The organism is Catenulispora yoronensis, assembly GCF_039531695.1.
GTDB classification, from domain to species: domain Bacteria; phylum Actinomycetota; class Actinomycetes; order Streptomycetales; family Catenulisporaceae; genus Catenulispora; species Catenulispora yoronensis.
Genome location: NZ_BAAAQN010000003.1, coordinates 156,483 through 179,445, shown reverse-complemented (window position 1 = coordinate 179,445; position 22,963 = coordinate 156,483). Strand labels below are relative to the sequence as shown.

At 71.6% G+C, this 22,963-nt stretch carries 18 protein-coding genes; 14 read left to right on the top strand and 4 right to left on the bottom strand.

Going from position 1 to position 22,963, the window contains the following annotated elements; translation table 11 throughout:
* Window positions 1-113: 113 nt before the first annotated feature.
* Window positions 114-1,133: a hydroxyacid dehydrogenase gene (locus ABD481_RS03595; protein ID WP_344664041.1), complete on the bottom strand. Its 1,020-nt coding sequence runs from the start codon at window positions 1,131-1,133 to the stop codon at window positions 114-116.
* A gap of 268 nt (window positions 1,134-1,401) precedes the next feature.
* Between ABD481_RS03595 and ABD481_RS03590 the strand changes: the two genes are divergently transcribed.
* From ABD481_RS03590 to ABD481_RS03575, 4 genes are read left to right on the top strand one after another with little or no spacing between them, the layout of a single operon-like run.
* Window positions 1,402-2,307, top strand: coding sequence for an ABC transporter permease (locus ABD481_RS03590; protein WP_344664040.1), 906 nt, complete (start codon window positions 1,402-1,404; stop codon window positions 2,305-2,307).
* Window positions 2,304-3,203: a carbohydrate ABC transporter permease gene (locus ABD481_RS03585; protein ID WP_344664039.1), complete on the top strand. Its 900-nt coding sequence runs from the start codon at window positions 2,304-2,306 to the stop codon at window positions 3,201-3,203. Before ABD481_RS03590 ends, ABD481_RS03585 begins: the two co-directional genes overlap by 4 nt.
* A gap of 13 nt (window positions 3,204-3,216) precedes the next feature.
* Window positions 3,217-4,878, top strand: a complete 1,662-nt coding sequence (locus ABD481_RS03580) for a type 2 periplasmic-binding domain-containing protein (protein WP_344664038.1) — start codon at window positions 3,217-3,219, stop codon at window positions 4,876-4,878.
* Window positions 4,879-4,911: 33 nt separating this feature from the next.
* Complete coding sequence (locus ABD481_RS03575; protein ID WP_344664037.1) at window positions 4,912-6,798, top strand: DUF2264 domain-containing protein; 1,887 nt, start codon at window positions 4,912-4,914, stop codon at window positions 6,796-6,798.
* Here ABD481_RS03575 and ABD481_RS03570 read toward each other — a convergent pair.
* Window positions 6,785-7,864, bottom strand: a complete 1,080-nt coding sequence (locus ABD481_RS03570) for a LacI family DNA-binding transcriptional regulator (protein WP_344664036.1) — start codon at window positions 7,862-7,864, stop codon at window positions 6,785-6,787. The two genes, ABD481_RS03575 and ABD481_RS03570, sit on opposite strands and share 14 nt — an antisense overlap.
* Before the next feature lie 273 nt (window positions 7,865-8,137).
* Here ABD481_RS03570 and ABD481_RS03565 point away from each other — a divergent pair, with 273 nt between their 5' ends.
* On the top strand, window positions 8,138-9,088 hold the full coding sequence (locus ABD481_RS03565) for an AfsR/SARP family transcriptional regulator (protein WP_344664035.1): 951 nt from the start codon (window positions 8,138-8,140) through the stop codon (window positions 9,086-9,088).
* A gap of 23 nt (window positions 9,089-9,111) precedes the next feature.
* Here the strand turns inward: ABD481_RS03565 and ABD481_RS03560 are convergent, their stop codons facing one another.
* Complete coding sequence (locus tag ABD481_RS03560) at window positions 9,112-9,312, bottom strand: hypothetical protein (RefSeq protein ID WP_344664034.1); 201 nt, start codon at window positions 9,310-9,312, stop codon at window positions 9,112-9,114.
* Between the two features lie 289 nt (window positions 9,313-9,601).
* Between ABD481_RS03560 and ABD481_RS03555 the strand changes: the two genes are divergently transcribed.
* The 5 genes from ABD481_RS03555 to ABD481_RS03535 are packed head-to-tail and all read left to right on the top strand — an operon-like array spanning window position 9,602 to window position 16,091.
* Window positions 9,602-10,156 carry a TlpA disulfide reductase family protein gene (locus tag ABD481_RS03555; protein WP_344664033.1) on the top strand — a complete coding sequence of 185 codons (555 nt, stop codon included), beginning with the start codon at window positions 9,602-9,604 and terminating at the stop codon, window positions 10,154-10,156.
* Window positions 10,156-10,659, top strand: coding sequence for a S26 family signal peptidase (locus ABD481_RS03550; RefSeq protein ID WP_344664032.1), 504 nt, complete (start codon window positions 10,156-10,158; stop codon window positions 10,657-10,659). Before ABD481_RS03555 ends, ABD481_RS03550 begins: the two co-directional genes overlap by 1 nt.
* On the top strand, window positions 10,656-12,497 hold the full coding sequence (locus tag ABD481_RS03545) for an ABC transporter ATP-binding protein (protein WP_344664031.1): 1,842 nt from the start codon (window positions 10,656-10,658) through the stop codon (window positions 12,495-12,497). Before ABD481_RS03550 ends, ABD481_RS03545 begins: the two co-directional genes overlap by 4 nt.
* Window positions 12,494-15,361, top strand: a complete 2,868-nt coding sequence (locus tag ABD481_RS03540; RefSeq protein WP_344664030.1) for an FtsX-like permease family protein — start codon at window positions 12,494-12,496, stop codon at window positions 15,359-15,361. Before ABD481_RS03545 ends, ABD481_RS03540 begins: the two co-directional genes overlap by 4 nt.
* A 10-nt stretch (window positions 15,362-15,371) precedes the next feature.
* On the top strand, window positions 15,372-16,091 hold the full coding sequence (locus ABD481_RS03535) for an ABC transporter ATP-binding protein (protein ID WP_344664029.1): 720 nt from the start codon (window positions 15,372-15,374) through the stop codon (window positions 16,089-16,091).
* Between the two features lie 48 nt (window positions 16,092-16,139).
* Here ABD481_RS03535 and ABD481_RS03530 read toward each other — a convergent pair whose 3' ends face one another.
* Complete coding sequence (locus tag ABD481_RS03530) at window positions 16,140-17,501, bottom strand: hypothetical protein (RefSeq protein ID WP_344664028.1); 1,362 nt, start codon at window positions 17,499-17,501, stop codon at window positions 16,140-16,142.
* Between the two features lie 226 nt (window positions 17,502-17,727).
* On the opposite strand from ABD481_RS03530, the gene ABD481_RS03525 reads away from it, so the two are divergent.
* The 4 genes from ABD481_RS03525 (at window position 17,728) to ABD481_RS03510 (ending at window position 22,958) form a co-directional block, all read left to right on the top strand.
* Complete coding sequence (locus ABD481_RS03525) at window positions 17,728-18,942, top strand: ROK family protein (RefSeq protein ID WP_344664027.1); 1,215 nt, start codon at window positions 17,728-17,730, stop codon at window positions 18,940-18,942.
* A 180-nt stretch (window positions 18,943-19,122) separates the two neighbouring features.
* Complete coding sequence (locus ABD481_RS03520) at window positions 19,123-19,821, top strand: ThuA domain-containing protein (protein WP_344664026.1); 699 nt, start codon at window positions 19,123-19,125, stop codon at window positions 19,819-19,821.
* A 311-nt stretch (window positions 19,822-20,132) separates the two neighbouring features.
* Window positions 20,133-21,566: an aldehyde dehydrogenase family protein gene (locus ABD481_RS03515; protein WP_344664025.1), complete on the top strand. Its 1,434-nt coding sequence runs from the start codon at window positions 20,133-20,135 to the stop codon at window positions 21,564-21,566.
* Window positions 21,567-21,596: 30 nt separating this feature from the next.
* Window positions 21,597-22,958 (top strand): ABC transporter substrate-binding protein, encoded by a 1,362-nt coding sequence (locus ABD481_RS03510; RefSeq protein WP_344664024.1) that lies wholly within the window; start codon window positions 21,597-21,599, stop codon window positions 22,956-22,958.
* The last annotated feature ends 5 nt before the right edge of the window (window positions 22,959-22,963 follow it).

The following is a 22,963-nucleotide window of genomic DNA, read 5'->3' as shown; positions in this document are numbered from 1 at the left end:
TCTCACGCCATTGATTCAGGGTTTCCACGGTCGGTGATCAAGCTGAACGCGCAGGGAAGATCGGTTGAACCATGGAACGATCTTTGAACGGCGCGCGTTAAGGGAACGCGACATTACGCGATACGCGTCAGATCGCTCGCCCGCACCGCTCCGACCAGCGGCAGCCCGGCGGCGAACCGTTCGACCTCGGCCACCGCGAACTCCCCCAGCCGGGCGACCTCGGTGCCCATCGCGCCGGCCAGATGCGGCGTCACGAGGACGTTCGGCAGCGCGAACAGCGGGTGCCCCGGCGGCAGCGGCTCGGGGTCGGTGACGTCGAGGTAGGCGTCGATCCGGCCGGCCGCGCACAGGCGGGTCAGCGCCTCGGTGTCGATCAGGGAGCCGCGGGCGGTGTTGACCAGGATCGTGCCGTCGCGGAGCAGCCCGAGGCGGCGGGCGTCGAGCAGGTGGCGGGTCTCCGGCAGCTCCGGGGCGTGGACGGTCACCACGTCGCTGCGGACCAGCAGTTCGTCCAGCGGCACCAGGTCGACGCGGTGCGGCGCCGGGACGAGCCCCGCGGCGTCGGCGTCGGACAGCGTCGGGTCCGACAGCAGCACCCTGAAACCCTCGCGGACCAGTAACGGCAGCAGCAGGCGGCCGATGCGGGAGGCCCCGATCACGCCGACGGTGCGGTCCACGTTCCCGAAGTCACGGGCCGTGCCCCGGCCCTTGTACTCCCCGGCCGCGTACTCGTGGGCCATCCGCAGCGCCCGCTTCCCGGCCAGCAGGATCAGGCTCAGCGTGAACTGGACGACCGGATACGCGTTGGCGTCGGCGGCGGAGGACGCGGCCAGGCCGCGGTGCCAGAAGTCCGGGCTCAGATGGTGCTTCACGGTGCCGGCGGCGTGGACGACGACGCGCAGGTTCGGCGCCGCGTCCAGGACCGCGGCGTCCACCAGCGGGCAGCCCCAGCCGCTGATCAGCACCTCGGCCCGGGCCAGGGCCAGGGCCGCGCGCGGATCGCCGAAATCGGTCAGCACCAGGGTGTGATCGACCTCCGCGACGGCGTCCAGGCGGCGGCGCAACGCGTCCGGGAAGGCTGCCTCGGCGACATCGGGCCGCATGGCCAGCACGGTGGGGACGCGAGCGGTCATGATCACTCCTGCACGTAGAAAACGATTTCGCAAAACCGGGAGACTAGGCCGCCCCGACCGCCCGGTCAAGGGGGCGACGTCGAACCCTGGGAAAGCCGCCGATATCCGGGGGCGAGCGCCAAAAGATGCGCTGGGAGAAGGGGAGGATCGTCCTCCCCGGATCCGGCCGACCCCTTGACGCCGCACAGCAAACGTTTTAGGTTCCCGTTTCATCGCTGTGACGTGAACCTGACGAGAAGCTGACGAGAACCCGACGAGAGGCGGCCCCATGGCGATCCGGACGCGTCTGAGACGTGACAAGGTCCTGCTGCTGATGATGCTGCCGGGCGTGCTGTACTTCGGGATCTTCCAGTACCTGGCCCAGCTGGGGAACGTGATCGCCTTCAAGGACTACGTGCCCTTCATCGGCGTGAAGGACAGCGCCTGGGTGGGTTTCCAGCAGTTCTCGACCTTGTTCGGCGACCCCGACTTCTGGCACGCGGTGCTGAACACCTTCGAGCTGGCGCTGGTGCAGCTGGTGTTCTTCTTCCCGGTGCCGCTGGCGCTGGCGATGTTCCTGTTCGGCCTGACCCGGAACTGGGTGCGCAAGCTGGTGGTCAGCTTCGTCTACCTGCCGCACTTCATCTCCTGGGTCGTGGTGGTCGGCCTGTTCGTCCAGGTGATCGGCCCCTCCGGGCTGGTCAACAGCATGCTGACCAGCGACACCCACCACGTGGCGATCGACGTGTTCCGCGACCCGTCGTGGTTCAAGCCGATGATGGTGATCGAGCTGGTCTGGAAGGACTGCGGCTGGGGCACGATCATCTTCCTGGCCGCGCTGTACCAGGTCGACGACGCGCTCTACGAGGCCGCGGCGCTGGACGGCGCCGGCTGGGCCCGGCGCACCTGGCACGTGACGCTGCCCTCGATCCGGCCGGTGCTCGTGCTGCTGCTGATCCTGCGGGTCGGCGACATCCTGTCGGTCGGCTTCGACCAGGTGATGCAGCAGCGGGACACCTTCACGCCGCGGACCGCCGAGGTCATCGACACCTACGTGTACTTCCACGGCGTCGGCAGCGGCCAGTTCTCGGTGGCGGCCGTGGCCGGCCTGCTCAAGGGCGTGGTCGCGATGTTCCTGGTCATCGGCGCGAACAAGGTCGCGCACAAGCTCGGGGAGCAGGGGGTGTATCAGTGAGCGCCGAGAGTGCCGGCTCGCGGCCGGTGTGGATGGGGCGGCCGAAGCCCGCGACGAGCGCGGTCAAGGGCGTGGTGGTCGTGGTCATCCTGGCCCTGATAGCCGTGCCGTTCTGGCTGGTGCTCGCCACCTCGGTGTCCTCGGACGCCAAGGTGAACGCCAACGGCGGCTGGTCATTGTGGCCGGACGAGCTGGACTTCTCCGCCTACACCAGCGTCTTCAAGGGCGGGACGATCGGCCACGCGCTGTGGGTCTCGGTGCTGGTGACCGGTCTGGGAACGGCCCTGAGCCTGGCCTCGACGACGTTCCTGGCCTACGCGCTGTCCCGGCCGAACGTGCTGGCCGGCAAGCCGATCCTGCTGGCCGTCCTGTTCACGTTCCTGTTCCCGGCCGGGATGATCCCCAGCTTCCTGGTCGTCACCGACCTGAAGCTGTTCGACCACCTGGCCGCGCTGTTCGTCCCGGCCATGATCAACGTCTTCAACCTGGTCGTCATGCGCGGCTTCTTCCAGGGCATCCCGGAGGAGCTCTACGAGGCGGCGCGCCTCGACGGCGCGGGGGACGTCAGGACCCTGTTCCGGATCGTGCTGCCGCTGTCCAAGGCCATCATCGCGGTGGTCGGCCTGTACTACGCCGTCGGCTACTGGAACGACTACTTCCGAGCGATGCTCTACACCAACGGCGGTGACCTGAACCCGCTGTCCACGGTGCTGCGCGGCTTCGTCGTCGCCGGCAACAACCCGAACCAGGAAGTCGGCCTGAACATCACCGGCATGGCCCCGATGAAGGCCATCTCGGCCCTGGTGGTCATCGCCATCGTGCCGATCGCGGCCGCCTTCCCCTTCCTCCAGCGCTACTTCACCAAGGGCGTCATGACCGGCGCCGTCAAGTCGTAAGGAGCCCACCGAGATGACCCATGCCCCCTCCCGGCGCACCGTCCTGCGGGCCGCCGGCGCGGCCGCCGCCGTCACCGCCGCGGGTTCCTCGCTCGCGGCCTGCGGCACGGCCAAGAGCAACGGCGCGGCCCAGAGCAACGCCGGCAAGAAGCTCGCCGAATGGCCCACTTACACCCCGGCCAAGGGCCTGACACCGGACCTGCCCGGCACCTCGGCCGGCGTGCAGGACACGTTCCTGCGCTACCCGTCGGACCTGGTGCAGTCGGTGGCGGCCAAGCCCGGCGACGGCTCGAAGGTCAAGGCCCTGATCATCACCTACGGCACCCAGCCCAAGGGGCCGGACCAGAACCGGCTGTGGAAGGCGGTCAACGACGCGGTCGGCGTCGACCTGGAGCTGACGATGGTCGCCGACATGGACTGGCAGATCAAGCTGGCCTCGGCGATGGCCGGCGACGACCTGCCCGACATCATCATGCTGGGCTACCAGGCGCTGCCCAACGAGGCGGCGTTCCTGCAGGCCAAGTGCGAGCCGCTGAGCCAGTACCTGGCCGGGGCCGCGGGCGCGGCGGCCTACCCCAACCTGGCCGCGATCCCGCCCTACTCCTGGAACGCGATGGGCCGGGTCGGCGGCGACTACTACGGCGTCCCGATCAACCGGCCGGTCCTGGGCAACTCGCTGTTCGTCGACGCCGACCAGTTCGGCGCGGCCGGGATCTGGTCGCCGGCCCCGGGCAGCCTGAAGAAGGACGATCTGACCGCCGGCCTGGTGAAACTCAACACCCAGGGGCATTTCGCGCTCGGCACCAACAAGGGCAGCATGTTCAACGTCGGGACGCACGCGGGCTTCCACGGCGCTCCGAACGGCTGGTCGCTGAAGGACGGCCAGTTCACCTCGACCTACTCCACCGACAACTACCGGGCCGCCATCGCGACGGTGACGGACTGGTACAAGAAGGGCCTGTACGACCCGGCCGCGCTGACGGTCTCCAACACCCAGGCCAAGACCGACTTCCTGAACGGCACCTACCTGTCCTACGTCGACGGCTTCGCCGGGTTCGCGGGCTACGCCACGGCGCTGGACGAGAAGTGGAAGGCGGACTTCCTGCGTCCCTACGACGCCGGGGCCAAGGCCACGCCGGGTCTGTCCTCGGGCATCTTCGGCTACACGGCGTTGAAGAAGGCTTCGCCCGAGCGCGTCAAGATGCTGCTCGGCGTGCTGAACTTCCTGGCCGCGCCGTTCGGGTCCAAGGAGTGGGAGCTCATCAACTTCGGCCTGGAGGGCGTCCACTTCACTCGCGGCAAAGACGGCGGGCCCTCGGTCCCGACCGATCTGGGGAAGGTCGAGAACAGCATCAACGTGCCGTTCAAATACATCATGGCGGCGCCGATGGTGAACTACATAGCCGGCGAGCCCACCGCCGCGACCCGCTGCTACCAGGCCCAGAAGGACATCATCCCGGTCGGCCTGACGGATCCCAGCCAGGGGATCCAGTCCGCGAGCAAGAACAAGCTGCAACCGACGATCTCCCAGCAGCTGCTGGACGGCGTCAACCAGATCGTCACGGGTAAGGCTCCGCTGTCCTCCTGGGACGACGTGCTGAAGAAGTGGAAGAACGGCGGAGGCGACGCGATAGCGACCGAACTCGCCGCCGAGTATGCCAAATCCCACAGCTGAACCCGAATCCCACAGCTGGACAAGGAGTCGAAGATGGCCGGCGCGCTGGACCTCCCCGAAGACCGGGAGCTCTCGGAGTTCACCGGATGGACCCGCGAGCACTGGACGGCGCAGGCGGACCACCTGCTCGACGGACTGAAACCGTTCGCGACGCCGTCGTTCTCCCGGTACGAGCTCCCCGGCCGTCCCAGCCACTCGGGCCCTGATTCCGACGCGCTGGAAGGCTACGCGCGATCGTTCATGCTGGCCGCGTGGCGCATCGCCGGCGAGCAGGGGCAGGGGCCGGTGGCGGCCGACCTGATCGCCCGCTACTCCTCGGGGCTCGCCGCCGGCGCCGACGCCCGGCATCCCGAGGCCTGGCCGCGCATCGAGCAGGGCCGCCCGAACCAGCCGATGGTGGAGGCGGCGGCGATCGCGGTGGGACTGCACTACACCCGCGCGTGGCTCTGGGACCGGCTGGACGGCCGGACCCAGGGCCTGGTCGCGGACTGGCTCGGCGAGTTCGTCGGGAACCCGACCTGGCCGAACAACTGGATGCTGTTCCAGACGGTCGTCGAGGAGTTCCTCGCCTCGATCGGAGCGCCGTACACGGAATCGGAGATCCTGCGCGGTCTCGACGCGGCCGACGACTGGTACGTCGGCGACGGCTGGTACTCCGACGGCGCGGGGCGCGACTTCGACTACTACATCGGCTGGGCCATGCACCTGTATCCGTTGCTGTGGACGCAAATGGCCGAGGGCGGCAAGCGGCACGACCGCGCGGTCGCCGCCCGCGAGGTGTATCGCAATCGGCTGCGACGCTACCTGGAGCGGTACTTCGACTTCTTCGGCGCGGACGGGGCCCCGGTGCATCAGGGTCGTTCGCTGACCTATCGGTTCGCCGCGGCCGCGCCGATCTGGGTCGGGGAACTGTTCGACTGTTCTCCTTACGACCCGGGCCTGTCCCGCCGCGCGGCGAGCGGCATGCTCAAACACTTCGCGGAGCACGGCGCCCCGGACGAGCGCGGCATCCTCACCCTCGGCTGGCACGGCGAGTTCGTGCCGATGGTGCAGCCGTACTCAGGCCCGGCGTCGCCGTACTGGGCGTCCAAGGGCTTCGTCGGGCTCATGCTGCCGCCGGAGCACCGGGTCTGGACGGCGGCCGAACAGCCGCTGCCGGTGGAGGCCGGGGACTTCGTGTCGGCGGTCGCGCCGGTCGGCTGGGTGCTGAGCGGGACGCGGTCCGACGGGATCGTCCGGCTGCTCAACCACGGCAGCGACAAGGCCCGGGACCGGACGCCGCCGTTCACCGAGCACACGGATCCGAACTACTCGCCGCTGGCCTTCTCGACGGCGACGGCGCCGGACACGGCGCCGCACGCGTGGGCGCGGCGGGTGGGGAACCATGTCGCGCTGATCAGTCCGGACGGGGCAGTGACCTCGCGCGGGGCGATCCGGCCGCTCGGCGCCGGGGACGGCTGGGCCGGGTCGACGCACCGGCCGGGATTCCCGACCGGCTCCGGGGGAACGCTGGAGCACCTGCCCGAGACCTCCATCGAGACACAGTCCTTCATCACGAGCCGCGGCGTGGAGATCCGGGTCCACCGGGTGACCGCGCCCGCCGGATGGACCGTCCGCGAGGGCGGATATCCGGTGGCCGACGACGAGCCCCTGACCTGTGGGAAGTCGCTGCTGGACGATGCACCCCGGGCATTCGCCGTCCGCCGCGACAACCTGACGTCACGCATCGATGGCCTCAACGGCTGGACCGGCGCCGGCACCTGCGACGAGACCGAGGCCAACGCTCTGGGGACCTTCTCCTCCACGCCCTACCTCACCGCCGAACATCCCGGAGGCACGGTCCACTACCGTTCGCGGGTCACATTGCACCGCGCTGCCGGGGCTGGGGCCGACCCCTCGGAACCCGCTACCGAGGGATGAGCGGCCGCACCGAATCGCGCAGCACGATGTGCGTGCCCAGCGTTATGTGCTGGTTGCGGGCCGACGCCGGGTCGGCGCGGTGCAGCGCCAGCCGCACGGCTTCGCGCCCCAGCTCGTTGTAGGGAATGGAGACGGTCGTCAGCGCCGGGGTCACGTCCTCGGCGATGGCGTCGTCGTTGAACCCGACGACGGAGACGTCCTCGGGCACCGCGACGCCGGCCTTGCGCAGCGCGACCAGCGCCTTGGCGGCGGTCAGGTCGTCCCACGCCACGATGGCGGTGAAGTCCGGCGGCCCGGCTGCGAGGCGCTCGCGCAGCTTGTCGGAGGCGTAGTACACCTCGCTGCTGCCGGTGAGGCAGAGGCGCTCGTCCACGTCCAGGCCGTAGGCGGCCAGCGCCTTGCTGTAGCCGGCGTACCGGTCGACGGTCGTGGTGCTGGCGGCCTCGCCGCCGAGGAACAGGATCCTGCGATGCCCCAGGGACAGCAGGTGGCTGGTCGCCGCGAAGGCGCCGCCGACGTTGTCGTACTCGACCACCGTCACCGGCAGGTTCTCCCCCGGCGAGGGCCGCCCGCACAGCACCAGCCGCGAGCCGGCGCTGTCCAGCAGCTGCGCCAGGCGTGCCATCCGCTGCCGGTACTCCGGGGCGTCGACCACCCCGCCGACCAGCACCACCGCGTCCACGTTCTGCTCGCGCAGCACCTCGACCAGCCGGACCTCCCGCTCCGGGTCGCCCTGCGTGGTCCCGATCATGACCAGCAGGTCCTCGGCGGCCGCCTGCTGCTCCACGCCGGAGACGACGCGGTTGAAGAACGGCGAGTTGATCGAGGACAGCAGCACCGAGATGATCTTCGCGCGGGTGCCGGACAGCGCCCGGGCGTGCGCGTTGACGACGTAGTCCAGCTCCTCCACCGTCCGCAGGACCTTCTCCCGCGTCGCGGCGGCCACCGGGTAGTTGCCGGTCAACACCCGCGAGACGGTCGCCATCGAGACCCCGGCCTGCGCGGCGACGTCCCGGATCGTCGCGGCGCGAGGGGTCTGCTGGGGTTCCGGAAGTCGTCTCGCCACCGTTACAGAATACGTTTGCTAGATCTTTTCCACTAGTCCGGGGGCACCGGTATCGCCATGATGCTCCCTATAACCCGGGAATGACCTCATCGTCGAACTTCGCCCGGCAATGCACACGGCGCTACGAATCTTGCGAACCAGTGTTCAACTGTTGCAATAGATAATCAGAGAGTTGCGAAACGCACGTCCGAACGTTACGTTCCCTTCAACATCGCGGCACCTCCTGGTTCGGTCGGCGAGGTCCGTGAGGAGTCGGTTCGCCATGGGGGTGTCGTGGAATTCCAGCTTCTCGGTCCGTTGCGAGTGCTCTGTGACGGCGAGCCGGTGGCGCTCGGCGCCGCCACCCAGCGCAGCGTGCTGACCGCGCTCCTGCTCGACGCCAACAGCGTCGTGTCGGTCGAGCGCCTGATCTCGGCGGTGTGGGACGGCAGTCCCCCGGCCTCGGTCGTCGCCAACATCCGGACGTACGCCTCGCAGCTGCGGGGGCTGCTGGTCGACTCCCGGGGCACCCGGCGGCTGGCCTGGCACCAGCAGGGATACCTGCTCTCGACGCGGGAGCACGAGATCGACCTCGCCGAGTTCCGCGCGAAGGCCCGGGCCGGCCGCCAGGAGCTGGCCGCCGGCCGGGCCGGCCAGGCGGTGCGGACGCTCGGCGCGGCGCTGCGGCTGTGGCGGGGCGCCCCGGCCGGGGACGTCCGGCCCTCGCTGAGCCTGGAGCGGCGGCTGTCGGCGATCGAGGACGAGCGCCTGAGCTGCGTGGAGGACTGGGTCGAGGCGCGGCAGCGGGTGGGCGACGACGCGGGCCTGGTGGTGGAGCTGCGGGAGCTGACGGCCGCGCACCCGCTGCGCGAGCGGCTCTGGTGCCGGCTGGTGCTCGCGCTCTACCGGTCCGGCGACGTCTCCGGGGCGCTGACGGCGTTCCGGCAGGCCCGGGACACGCTGGTCCGGGAGCTGGGAGTGGATCCGGGGCCGGAGCTGACCGGGCTGCACCGGGCGGTGCTGGCCCGGGACCGGGACCTGGACCTGCCCGCGCCGCACTTGGACAGCCCGGAGGCGGCGGCCCGGCCGATCGTGGTGGCGGTGCTCGGCGACCTGTCGTCGGCCGAGGTCTCGCAGCTGATGGAGTGCCTGCAGGGGTTCGGCGCCGAGGCGGGCCGGCCGCCGAGCCCGGCGGCCGGGCTCGGCGCGGCCCCGTGGCGGGCGATCAGAACCTCAGGGTCCTGATGGCCCGCCAGGGGTTCAGGCGACTAGCTGCACCAGCTGCACCCGACGTTGTTCTGCGGGAAGCAGACGGGCGAGCCGGGCGGGTTGTAGCCGACGCAGTTCTGGGTGCCCCAGTAGGAGCCGGTCCAGCAGGACTGCGAGTAGGTGCAGTAGTTGGCGGCGGCCGTGACCTTCGGCGCGATGACGCCGAGCATCCGATCCGAGATTTTCGCGACGAGTCGCATACCGCTTTCTCCTTAGATCGACGACGATATTGCGATGCCATCGTAAGGACGCCCGATACAGATCCCACATATGCAGAGCATATGCGCCACAACATCGCAGGATACTGCGTCACCACAGCTCAGAGTCCTGTATCGGGACTGTATGGCCGACCCGTACCGTGAGCCGTCAAACGAAGAGGAGGGACCGGATGCCATATCCCACAAAGGGCTGTCGGATATCTACAGCCATTGTCTTCCCGGTCGCCCCCGGAACGGAAATCGGCCGAATCCGCAAAATCTGGGAGCTGATATGAGCCTGCTCGGTGTCGCCGTCGTGGTGGTCGGTGCGATCGGCTGCCTGAACCTGCTGTTGACCTTCGGGGTGGTCCGCCGCCTGCGGGAGCACACGACCCTCCTCGCGGAAGGGCAGGGCGGGGGGTATCCGCGCGCCCGGCCCGACGCCGGCGCCGTGATCGACGCCTTCGAAGCGACCACGACGACCGGGGAGCCGGTCTCCCCCGCCGCCCTCAAGCCGGACACGCTGGTCGGCTTCTTCTCCTCGACCTGTGAGCCGTGCGCGAAGCTGCTGCCGGAGTTCGTCAAGACGGCAGCCGGCCTTCCGGGCGGCCGCGACCAGGTCCTGGCGATCGTCGCCGGGGACGCCGTCGCCGCCGCACCGCTGGTCGAAGCGCTGAGTCCGGTCGCGCGCCTGGTCGCCGCCGACGACGCGCGCACCGTCGGCGCGGCGTTCGGGGTCGAGGCGTTCCCCTCACTGTTCGTGGTCGGACCGGACGCGAGGACCGCCGCGAGCGCCGGGGACCTGACGGCGCTGCGCCGCCAAGCGCCCAGCGGCATGTTCCGGTGATGAGGGCGCCGGGGACCGCGGGAATGTCGTTGGCCGCGACCGCCGTCTGCGCGGCGCTGGCCGCCGCGGCGGTCCGGCACGTCCGCCGCCGCACACTGGTGGTGACCGTGACCGGCCCGAGCATGGAGCCCACCCTCCACGAAGGCGACCGCCTGCTGGCGCGCCGGGTCCCGCTCGCCCGGATCCGGATCGGCGACGTGGTCGTGATCGGCTCCCCGGACCTGGCGACCGGTCCCGACTACCGCAGTGCCGGCGGGGGCCGATTCCTGGTGACCCATCCCTGGGTGGTCAAGCGGGCCGCCGCCGTCCCCGGCGACCCGGTGCCCAAGGACCGCGTCCCGGCCCTGTCCGCCGTGCCCGAGCAGCATGTGCCGCCCGGCAAACTGGTACTGCTCGGCGACGGTGCGCTGAGCATGGATTCGCGACAGCTGGGCTACTACTCCGGCGACGGGCAGCTGCTGGCGGTCATGGTGAGAAAACTGTCGAACCCGAGGTCGGCGTGAAGCGCCTGGCGGGGGCGATGGCCCTGGCGGTGCGCGCGGCGCCGGCGTCGATGGCGCTGCGGGTCGGCACCACGCTGCTGTCCGGTGCGGCGCCGGTGGGTGTGGCGTGGCTGACCAGGAATCTGATCGACGATCTGGCGCGGCCGCAGCGGTCGGGGTTCTGGCTCCCGGCGTGCGCCCTGGCCGTCGCCGGGGCGTTGCTGGCGGTGAACCAGCATGTGGCGCGGTTCGCCGATCGGGAGGTCGCGCGGCAGGTGGCTTTGTCGGCGCAGACCGAGTTGTTCGCGGCGGTGACGCGGCCGGTCGGGATCGCGGAGCTGGAGGACCCGGCCGGGCAGAACCGGTTGCGGTTGGCCCAGCAGGCCGGGCAGGAGGCGCCGCAGCAGCTGACCGCCGCCGTGCTGGCGATCGGCCAGGCCGCGGTGACGCTCGCCGGGTTCCTGGTCGCGCTGGCGGCGCTGTCCCCGCTGATCGCGGTGCTGGTCGCGGTTTCGGGCCTGCCGGTGCTCGTCGCGCAGATCGGTCTCAGTCGGCGGCGTGCGGAGACGACCGTGCGCATCACACCGGGTCTGCGGCGGCAGGCTCACTACGCGATGCTGCTGATGGATGTGCGCGCGGCCAAGGAGATCCGGTTGTTCGGGCTCGGCCCCTACTTCCGGAGCCGGTTGGCGCGCGAGCTCGCGCAGGCGCAGGATGCCGAGCGCGCGGTGGACAAGGCGACGTTGCGCGTCGACGGCCTGCTGGCGGTGCTGACGGCCGCGGTGTCCGGCGGGGCCCTGGTCGCCGCGATCGCCCGGATCGGCGGCGGTGCCGGCACGGTCGGCGACCTCAGTGTCCTGATCGCGGCGCTGGCCGGGGTGCAGAGCGGCCTGGCGACGATGGTCTCGTCGATCGCGACGGCCGATCAGATGCTCATCCTCTACAGCCACTACGCGGCGGTCGTCGAGAGCGGCGCCACTGGCAGCGCCGAGAGCGGCGACCGCTCCTCCGAGACCGGATCGGCGACCCGGCCCGCCTCCCCCCTCCCCACCGCCGGCCCACTCCGCCAGAGTCTCGAATTCCACGACGTCTGGTTCCGCTACACCCCCGACAGCGACTGGATCCTGCGCGGGATCGACCTGATCATCGAACCCGGACAGTCCGTGGGCCTGGTCGGCCTCAACGGCGCCGGCAAATCCACGGTGGCGAAACTGATCTGCCGACTCTACGAGCCGACCCGGGGCTCCATCACCTGGAACGGGACCGACCTGCGGGACCTGGACGCCGCCTCCGTGCGGTCCCGGGTCAGCGCGGTCTTCCAGGACTTCATGAGCTACGAGATGTCGGCCGCCGACAACGTGGCCGTCGGCGACCTCGAGGCCGGCGGCGGCGAGGCCGGCCTGCGGGCCGCGGCCGCGCACGCCGGCATCGACGAGACCCTGGCCGCGCTGCCCGACGGCTACCGGACCATGCTCAGCCGGGTGTTCGACGCCGACGGCCCCGGGAGCGGGGCCACGCTGTCCGGCGGCCAGTGGCAGCGGGTCGCGATCGCGCGCGCCGCGCTGCGGGCCGGGGCCGACCTGCTCATCCTGGACGAGCCGTCCTCCGGGCTGGACGCGCTGGCCGAGGCGGCGGTGCACGAGAGCCTGCGCACGCTGCGGACCGGCCAGGCCAGCCTGCTGATATCGCACCGTCTCAGTTCCCTGCGCGACGCCGACCGGATCGTGGTCCTCGGCGGCGGCAGGGTCGCCGAGGCGGGCAGCCACGACCTGCTGATGGCCCGCGGCGGCCTCTACGCGCGGCTGTTCCAGCAGCAAGCTCGCGGCTACCAGCTCCCGGCCCTGGGGCGGCCCGCATGATCCGGATGGTGCTGGCGCAGCTGCGGTTCCGCCCCGGGCGGGCCGTCGCGCTGGTGGGCGCGCTGGTCGTCGCGGTCACCTCGTTCTCGGTGCTGACGGCGACGGCGAGCACCCAGCGCCTGGCGGTGGCGGGCACGGTGAACCGGAACGCCCGGGGCGCGTACGACGTGCTGGTCCGGCCGGCCGGGTCGACGTCGGCGACCGAGGCCGGCGACGGCCTGGTGTCCTCCACAGCCTCGACCGGCCTGTCCGGCGGGATCACCGAGGACCAGTGGCGGCGGATCCTCGCGATCCCGGGCGTCGACGTGGCGGCACCGGTCGCGGTGGTGGGCTACACGCTCCAGACGGTGCGGCTCCCGGTCGACCTGTCCTCGGCCCTCGACCCGGCGGCGCGCTCCCAGGTGCTGCGAGTGCGGACGACCCAGGTCTCCGAACGCGGACTGACCCGCGTCCCGACGCTCAACCCGTACCAGAACAGCGATTACTACGCCTACATCACCGGCAACCCGCTGCACACCCTGACCAATCCGCAGGGGAGCTACTCGAACCAGACCCCGCTGGAGATCGGTCCGAACGGCGCCGCGCGGCCGGTGTGCGTGCTGGCCAACCCGGGGATCTCGTCCGCGACGAACTCCTCGCAGGCTCCTGATGTGGCGCTGACCTGCGGGTCGACCAACGCCGACGACGACTGGAACGCCTCGGGGAGCACCGACGCCCCGGCCGCCGGGACCACCGTCGTGGTGTCGTTCCCCTCGTTGATCGAGGCCGTGGACCCGGTGCAGGAGGCCAAGCTCGCCGGGCTGGACGGCGCGGTCGGCAAGGGCTCCTACTTCACTCCGGATCAGGGCCCTGTCGAGCGCAGCGGCACCCAGGGGCAGTTGTTCGGGACGACCGGGCTGCTGGCCGGCAATCCGGTGAGCGCGACCGAGATCCCGATGCTGATCGCCTCCGGCACGGCGGTGGACGAACAGCTCGAACTCGCGGTGTCCCGGCTGCCGGCCGACGCGGCCGCGCAGGTGGCCGGCGGCGCCACGAACCTGGCGCTGGCCAAGACCCTGCCGTCGATGCCGGAGACGCCGGTCACGACCTTCTCCGTCGACGCCCAGCAGGCCTACCGCAAGCTGGTGGACGTCCTGGAGCACCCGGCCGGGCCCTACGACGCCGGGCTGACCGAATACCTGACGGCTCACCCGCTGGCCTTGACGCCGACCGCCGACGGACTGGCCCCCTCGGTGCTCACGCCCGGATCGAACAAGCTGCTGCCGACCACGGATCTGAGCTACCAGGTCGGGACCGGCGACCTGTCCCGGTCCGGCGACCTGGTCGAGCCGGCGCTGCGGGGGCTGGAGCAGCACACTGCCAAACGCGACCTCCAGAACCGCGGCAGCGTCGCGCCGCAGATCCAGATCGTCGGCGAGTTCGACCCGGCGAAGCTGCGGGCGAACCAGGCCGGGCTGGGCGCGGTCCCGATGGAGACCTACTTCCCCGCGCAGGCCACCGGCGCCGACGCGCTGTCGAAGACCGCGCTCGACGGCCGGACCCTGCTGCCGAACGGCAACATCAGGGGCCTGCTGTCGGTGCCGCCGACGATGATCACCACGCTCAGTGCGCTGGCCGTCCTCGACGATCCGACGCGGTTCGAGAACGCGAAGCCGGAGCTGGGCGTCGACCGGGCCGCGCCGATCAGCGCGGTCCGGGTCCGGCTGTCCGGGGCGCTGGGCGTCGATCCGCTCTCGCGCGAGCGGGTCCGCCTGGTCGCGCAGGAGATCAAGACCCGGACCGGGCTCGACGTCGACATCACGGTCGGCTCCTCCCCCGCGCCGGTGACCGTCCTGGACCCGGCCGGCGCGCACGGTCGGCCCGCGTTGCGGCTCGCCGAACTGTGGTCGCGCAAAGGCGTCGCCGCGGTGATCGTCGCCGCCATCGATCGCAAGTCCCTGATCCTGTTCGTACTCGTGCTCTGCGTCTGCGCACTGTTCACGGCCGGCGCCACCGGCGCCGCCGTCCGGTCCCGCCGCCCGGAGCTCGGGGTGCTGGCGTGCCTGGGCTGGCCGGCCCGGCGGCTGTTCGCCCTGCTGCTGGGCGAGGTCGCGGCCGAGGGGCTGGTGGCCGGGCTGGCCGGGGCGGCGCTGGCGATACCGGCCGGGTCGGTTGCCGGCGTCCATGTCAGTGTGCTGCGAGCGGTGACGGCGGTCCCGGCGGCCGTCATGCTGGCCCTGGCGGCGGCCTCGTGGCCGGCGTTCCGGGCGGCGCGCGCCGATCCCGGCGCCGCCGTCGCCGTCGCGGTGTCCGGGCCGCGGCGGGCGGTGCGGCTGGCCGGGATCACCCGCCTGGCGCTGGCGAACCTGCGGCGCACGCCGGGCCGCACGGTGCTCGGGGCCTCGGCACTGGCGCTGGGGGTCGGGGCGCTGGTGGCGCTGGCCGGGATCGCGACGGCGTTCAGCGGCACGGTCACCGGAACGCTGATGGGGGACGCGGTCAGCGTGCAGGTCCGGGGCACCGATGTCGCGGCGGCGGTGATCGCGCTGCTGCTGGGCATGGTCACGGTCGCGGACGTCGTGTACCTCAACATCCGGGAGCGGTCGGGCGAGCTGGCGCTGCTGCGCGCGGTCGGCTGGCGGGACCGGGCCCTGAACCGCCTGGTGCTGACCGAGGCCGCGGTGATGGCGGCGGTCGGGGCCGGCGGCGGCGCGGGCGCGGCGGTCCTGGCCGAGGCGGCGTTCGCGGGGCGGTTCACGCCGGGGCTGATCGTGACGGGCGCCGTCACCGCGGTCGGGGCGGTGGTGTTCGCGGTGGCGGCCGCGGCCGTGCCGACGGTGGCGATCCATCGGGCGCCGGCGGCGCCTTTGCTGGCCGAGGGATAGGAGATGGCTTGTGGCCGACGCGAGCGCTGACAGGGGTGACGGGGTGGCCGTGGTGCTGGAGGACGTCCGCAAGACGTTCGGCACCCGCGACGCGCGGATCAGCGCCGTCGACGGTGTCGGCCTGGTCCACGAGGCCGGCTCGGTCGTGGCCCTGACCGGCCGGTCCGGCTCGGGCAAGTCGACGCTGCTGCACCTGATCGGCGCCATCGAGCGGGCCGACGCCGGCACGATCCGGGTCGGCGGCACCGTGGTCACCGCCGCGCGCCGGGCCGAGCTCGCCGCCTACCGCCGCACGATCGGGTTCGTCTTCCAGCGGTTCCATCTGCTGCCGGCCCTGACCGCGCGGGACAACGTCATGGTGCCGCTGGTCCCGGACCGGCGCCGGGCCCGGGCGGCGGCGGCCCGCGCCGACGAGCTGCTGGCCGCGGTCGGCCTGGCGGACCGGGCCGGCGCGCTGCCCTCCCAGTTGTCCGGGGGCCAGCAGCAGCGGGTGGCGATCGCCCGCGCGCTGGTGGCCGACCCGGGCCTGCTGCTGGCCGACGAGCCGACCGGGAACCTCGACTCGTCGACCGGCACGCAGATCATCGATCTGCTGTTGGAGCTCAACGCGGTCTATGGCACGACACTGATGATCGCGACGCACGATCCGGCGCTGGCGGCCCGGTGCGGCGCGTCGATCGTGATGCGGGACGGACGGATCGCGCAGCGGATCGAGGGGGACGGCGGCTGACGCGCTGTGGGCCGCTGTGAACCGGTGTGACCGCTGTGACCGCCGTGCTCAGCGAGTGGCGTGCAGGCAGGCGACGGCCATCGCCCCGGTGGCCATGCTGATCACGCCGGTCGTGCTCCCGGTGTTGCGGGTGGCCCGGCCGAACATGCCGCCGTACCCGCGCGTCACGGTGAACACGCCCCACATCACCGTGTAGGGATCGAGCTCGCCGTCCTCGGTCGGGAAGTAGTCGGGTTCGGGGCGGATCAGGCGCTGGACTGTGAAGGTGCCGTCGAGGCTCTGGCGGATCTGCTGCTCCCAGTACTCCTGGGTGACGTGCGGGTCCGATCCGAGGACCACGCCGATGCCGCCGTGCATCAGCGTCGGCTTGAGCACCAGGTCGCCGCGGTTCTTCAGGGCGTATTCGACGAGGTCGACCGTCTCCCCGGTCTCCAGGGTGGCCTCGCCGTCGGCGAGGATCCGGGTCCAGGGCAGCAGGCGGCCGAGGCTGACCTGCTCCTCCGGGGTGAACAGCGCGCGGTTGGCGCCGTCGGCGACCATGGCCAGGGCGTTCTTGCTGGCGAAGGCCTCGGCGTCCAGCGGCGTGAAGACCCGCACCTCCCCGCGCTCCGCGGCCGCCATCAGGGGCGCCATCACCTCGATCTCGTGCGGCCGCGTGACCAGGTTCTCCAGGATGAAGGTGCGGTAGACCACGTCGACGCGCTGTCCCCGCAGCCAGACCGCGCCATCGCGGTACTCCAGATCGCCGAGGTGGCAGGCGCCGGCGCGGATCCCGTACTTCTCGTCCCAGGTCTCGGCGGCGCGCTGGAGGTATTCGCCGAGGCCGGCGAAGCTCCCGGGCGAGTCCACGATCGCGACGAACGGGTCAGTGTCCTGGGCGACGCCGGTCTCGGCGAACATGGTGTGCAGGACCTCGACCCGGGTGTCGGTGAACTCCAGCCCGTGGTCGGCGGCGAACCCGGCCAGCGTCGGGTGCCGGACCATCGCCCGGGCGAGTTCGGCGATGTCCAGTCCGCCCAGGGCGCTGCCCATGTTGAACTCGACGACCTTGAAGCCGCCGGGCACGGCCAGGACGTCGGCCCGGGCGAACCGGGTCACCTCGGCGGCGCGGCCGCGCGCGGCCATGTCGGCCTGGGGCTCGGTCATCCCCACCGCGCGGGCGAAGGCGGCCAGGTCGCCGCCGAACAGCCGGTCCGGGAGGCTGACCAGCGCGGAGCGGAGGTTGGTCAGGTCCTGGGTGAGCTGCGCGTGCTCCGGCGCGGTGAGGAACATCGGGCACGGCAGGTAGCGGCCTTTGAAGAAGGCCTCCAGTTCCTTCACCTCGGCGATCGGGCCGAGCAGTGCGGACGGCCGGTCCCCGTTGCGCCGTACCAGGTCGAGATAGGCGGTGGCCAATTCGTTCCCTGTCATGGATCAGCGATCCTCTCTGGTCGAGACCGTTGACGGGGCGTGACGTTAGCAGGGCCCTTAATTAGCGGGCCACAGGCGATGCCTAGGTGATTACGTGTATTGCTAAGGACCTTGCACCTGGGAACGCCCCGGATCCGCAGGGGATAAAAGCTGACAAATCACGCACCCGGTCGGGCCCGCGCCGCTCGTCGGGCCGCCCGGGCGGGGGTCTGGCACAATTCCTCGTGTGATCCCGGCCGGCGCGCAGACGACGCGCGATCTCCGTCGCCGCAGCCGTGCTGCCCTCTTGTCGTCGGTGTACCTCGGGCAGGCGGCGAGCCGCCCGGACCTGGTGCGGCTGACCGGGATGAGCTCGGCGGCCGTCAGCAACGTGGTCTCCGGGCTGATCGCCGACGGGCTGGTGGCCGAGGCCGGGTCGGTGGACTCCAACGGCGGGCGGCCGCGGACCGTGCTGGAGGCCCGGCCCGGGTACGGCTACGTCGTCGGGGTGGACATCGGCGAGACCCACATCCAGGTGGTGCTGTTCGACTGGACGCTGTCCACGCTGGCGACCACGACGCACGAGATCCGGGTCGGCCGCCTCGATCCGGACGTGGTGGTCCGGCTGGTGGTCTCCGGCGTCGGCTCGCTGCTGGACAGCACCGGGGTGGCGCTGGAGGCGCTGCTCGGCATCGGGGTCGGCGTGCCCGGCTCGGCGCAGAACGACGAGCGCGGCACCGTCCACGCCCCGACGCTCGGCTGGTCCGGCGTGCCGTTGGGCGACGCGCTGCGCGCCGAGATCGGCGTGCCGATCTTCATCGACAACTGCGCGCGGACGCTGGGGCAGGCCGAGGCCTGGCGCGGCGCCGGACGCGAGGCGCGGCGCGCGGTCGTCGCGCTGTGGGGCGTCGGGGTCGGGGCCGCGATCGCGGAGGGCTCCTCGCTCGCCGAGAGCGGATCGAGCTCGACCAGCGAGTGGGGCCACACGGTGATCGAGGCCCGCGGCCGGGCCTGCCGGTGCGGGTCGCGCGGGTGCCTGGAGGCGTACGTCGGGGCCACGGCGATCCTCGACGCGTATCTCGCGCATCCGGCGGGCCGGCCGTTCGCCCACGAGGGCACCGAGGCGCGGATGGCCGAGCTGGTCCGGCGGGCCGCCCGCGGCGACGACGAGGCAACCGCGGCGACGCTGGACGAGGTCGCCGAGTATCTGGGCATCGGCGTCGCCAATCTCATCAACCTGATCAATCCGGACCAGGTGATCCTCGCCGGCTGGGTCGGCGAACTGCTCGGACCGCTGCTGCTGCCCGCGATCCGCGCCGTCGCGCAGCGCTACGCGCTGTCGTACCTGTTCGAGCAGACCCGGATCGGGCTCGGCGAGCTGGGGTCCGGCGCGGTCGCGCTGGGCGCGGCGACACTGCCGGTGGCGCGGCTGCTGGCGGCGGGCGGCCAGCTCGCGGCCTGACGCCGTTTCCCGCCGCACCGCCGTCACGCCGCTTCCCCGCCGCACCGCCGTCCCCATAGCAGGCCGCCCGCTCAACATCCTCCCCACCCCGCCGTTGTCAGCTGTCGATCACTTCGCTTACGTTGTAGACAAAGTGACGGGCGCCGGAATCGGCGCCTTTCGACGTGCCCGGGAGGCCTCATGCCGGTCCAGTCCCCCACTACGCAGCCGGAGCCGCGGGTCGCCGCGCGGCGGCGCGCGCTGATCGTCCGCGGTGGTTGGGAGGGTCATTCGCCGGTCGCGACCACGGATTTGTTCCTGCCCGCACTCCGCGCCGCCGGATTCGCCGTGGACGTGGCCGACGACCTCGACGTGTATTGCGACGCCGCCCGGCTGGCCGGCACGGACCTCGTGGTCCAGTGCTGGTCGGAGGGGGAGTTGACCAAGGAGCAGGGCGCCGGGCTGGTGGCCGCGGTGGCGGCCGGCACCGGCTTCGCCGGCTGGCACGGCGGAGTGCTGGCGGCCTTCCGCGACCCCGAGTATCTGCGCATGGTGGGTGGTTTGTTCCTGTTCCATCCGCCGGAGTTCCTGACCTACCGGGTGCGGATCGCGGCCGAGCACGCCGGCCATCCGATCCTGGCCGGGCTCGCGGACTTCGACGTCCACAGCGAGCAGTACTGGATGCTCACCGACGACCGCAACACCGTACTGGCGACCACGGACGTGGCGCCGCGCGACGGCGGCCAGGGCGCGGGCCCGGTGTCCATGCCCGTGGTGTGGACGCGCCGGTGGGGCGCCGGGAAGGTGTTCGTCTCGGCCGTCGGGCACCGGCTCGCGGACCTGCGGGAGCCCACTGTCAGGACCCTGACGGAGCGCGGTCTGGTCTGGGCCGCGCGGTAGCCCGGCCGCGCGGCACCCGCGCGCCGGAGGCGTTGACAACGATTTCCCCGACCCTTAGCTTTCATCGTGAACAAAGCCCGGTGCGGCTTCGGGAACATCCGGAAACCGCGCGGAATCGGCGCCCACCCGCGCCGTTCCCGCGGCTCGGCCGCCGCCGTCGCCGACGTCGCGACCCGCGGCGGGCGACCCGTCCGGAAAAGCAGCACCGCGACGCCACGCCGCACCCGCCGGCGGATCTCCACCGTCGGACCCCCGCCGTCAGGGGGCGGACACGCAAGCGACACATACGCAACACACGCAGAGGATCATCGATGAGTTCTGCCAGCACCGAAGCAGTGGAGTACACCGCCTCCGTCTTCATCGACGGCCGGTTCGAAGCCCCCGCCTCCGACTGGCGGCCGGTCCTGGACAAGGCGGCCGGCACGGCCTTCGCCCGCTACGGCGACGCGTCGGCCGAGCAGGTCAACCGCGCCGTCGCCACGGCGCGCAGCGCGCAGCCGGCCTGGGCCGACACCGACGCGAACACCCGCTGCGACATCCTGCGCGCCTTCGCCGCGCAGCTGGAGCAGCGGCGCGACGAACTGATCACCCTGATCGTCCGGGAGACCGGCGGCACCACGGCCAAGGCCGAGGAGGAGCTCGGGCAGGCGGTCAACCAGCTGCTGAACTCCGCGACGCAGCTCACGGAGAACGCCGGCGCTATCCTGCCGCCGTACAAGCCGGGCAAGATCTCGCTGTCCCGGGCCGTCCCGCTCGGCGTCATCGGGCTGATCGTGCCCTGGAACTACCCGATGAGCCTGGCGATGCGCGCACTGGCCCCGGGCCTGGCCTACGGCAACGCCGTGGTGCTCAAGCCCGCCGAGCTGACGCCGATCGCCGGCGGCCAGGTGCTGGCCGAGGCCGCGGCGGCGGCCGGGGTCCCGGACGGCGTGTTCGCGGTGCTGCCCGGCGACGGCGTGGCCACCGGCGCCGCACTGTCCCGGCATCCCGGCCTGGACCTGATCCACTTCACCGGGTCGTTCGAGGTCGGGGCGGCGATCACCGCCTACGGCGCGGCGGCCGGGCAGGCCGTGGTCACCGAGCTCGGCGGCGACAACGCCTTCGTCGTGCTCGACGACGCCGACGTGGACCGGGCCGCCGCCTGCGCGGTCTGGACCTCGCTGTGGTACCAGGGCCAGACCTGCATCAGCGCCGGACGGCACCTGGTGCACCGGTCGGTCGCCGCGGAGTTCACCGAGGCGGTCGTGGAGCGGGTCCGCAAGCTGCGGGTCGGCGACCCGCTGCGCGAGGACGTGGACCTGGGGCCGGTGATCAGCGCCGGCCAGCTGGCCCGCTTCCACCAGGGCCTGGTGCTGCCCTCGATCGCGGCCGGCGCGCGGGTCGCCGTCGGCGCCGAGCACGACGGCCTGTTCTACCGGCCCACGGTGCTCACCGACGTGACGCCGGACATGCCGGTCTTCCAGGACGAGACGTTCGGGCCGGTCCTGCCGATCACCGTCGTGGACTCCGAGGACGAGGCCGTGGAGCTGGTGAACCGGCACCGGACGCTGATGAACTCGGTGTTCACCGGCGACCCGCTGCGCGGCTACGCGTTCGCCGCGCGCCTGCACAGCAACGAGGTGCACGTCAACGACGGCTACGCCCGCCACGGCGGCGAGGGCCAGCAGGCCGGGTTCACCCGGCGGCAGTGGATCGGCGTGCAGACCGCGCCGACGTCCTACCCGGCCTGGGCCGAAGGCTTCTGACACACCCATCACCCACAAGGAGGCAACGGATTGCGTACCAACCTCAGCAGGGGCACGACCGCCCTGGCGGTGGCCGCGACGGCGCTGGTGCTGGCCGGTTGCGGCTCGTCCGGCTCGTCGGCGGCCAAGTCCGGAAGCACCGGCGGCTCGGGCGGTTCGAGCAGCTCCGGCAGCTCCGGCGGATCCGGCGGCAAGGTGACGCTGACCTACGTGAACTGGGACGGCGGCATGCAGGCCGCGGTGGACCAGTGGAACAAGGAGAACCCTGACATCCAGGTGCAGCTGAGCAAGCCGGCCGGCACCGGGTACACCCTCTACAACAAGCTGATCACCAACAACGCCGCGGGCACCAACCCGGACGTCACCGAGGTCGAGTACCAGGCGCTGCCGGCGCTGATCGCGAACAAGGTGATCGTGCCGATCGACAAGTACGTCGGCGACATCTCCGCCGACTTCGACAAGGCCTCGCTTTCCCAGGTGCAGTTCGAGGGCAAGACCTACGGCGTCCCGCAGAACACCTGCCCGATGGTGTTCTTCTACCGCAAGGACATCTTCGACCAGCTGGGGCTGAAGCCGCCGACGACCTGGGACGAGTACGCGGCCGACGCCGCGGCCGTCCACGCCAAGAACCCCAAGCAGTACATCGGCAACTTCTCCGCGGTCGACTCCGGCTGGTTCGCCGGGCTGGCGCAGCAGGCCGGGGCCAACTGGTGGACGACCTCGGGCACCACCTGGAAGGTCGCCATCGACGACGCGCCGACCCAGAAGGTCGCGAACTACTGGAGCGACCTGATCACCAAGGGCCTGGTCTCCCCCGAGCCCAACTGGTCGCCGCAGTGGAACACCGAGATGAACGACGGCACCATCATCGGCTGGGTGAGCGCGCAGTGGGCGCCGAACCAGCTGCCCTCGATCGCCAAGGACACGGCCGGCAAGTGGGTCGCCGCGCCGCTCCCGGCCTGGAGCGCCGGCGACCCGACGGTCGGGATCTGGGGCGGGGAGACCGAGGCGGTGACCGCGAACTCCAAGCACCCGGCCGAGGCCGCGAAGTTCGTGAAGTGGCTGAACTCCTCCCCCGAGGGCGTCAAGATCCTGATCGAGCAGGCGGCGGCGTTCCCGGCCTCGCTGGCCAACCAGTCGCAGGAGGCGCTGAAGACCCCGCCGCCGTTCATGAGCAACCAGGCGGACTACAACACGCTGATCGCGGCGCAGGCGAAGAACACCCGGACCTTCCAGGTCTGGGGCCCCAACGCCAACGTCACGTTCGACGCCTACTCCAACGGCTTCGCCGCCGCCCTGCAGAACAAGACGCCCCTGAGCGCCGCGCTGACCCAGATGCAGCAGGCCACCGTCGACGACCTGAAGAAGCGCGGCTTCTCCGTCGCGGGCTGAGGAAG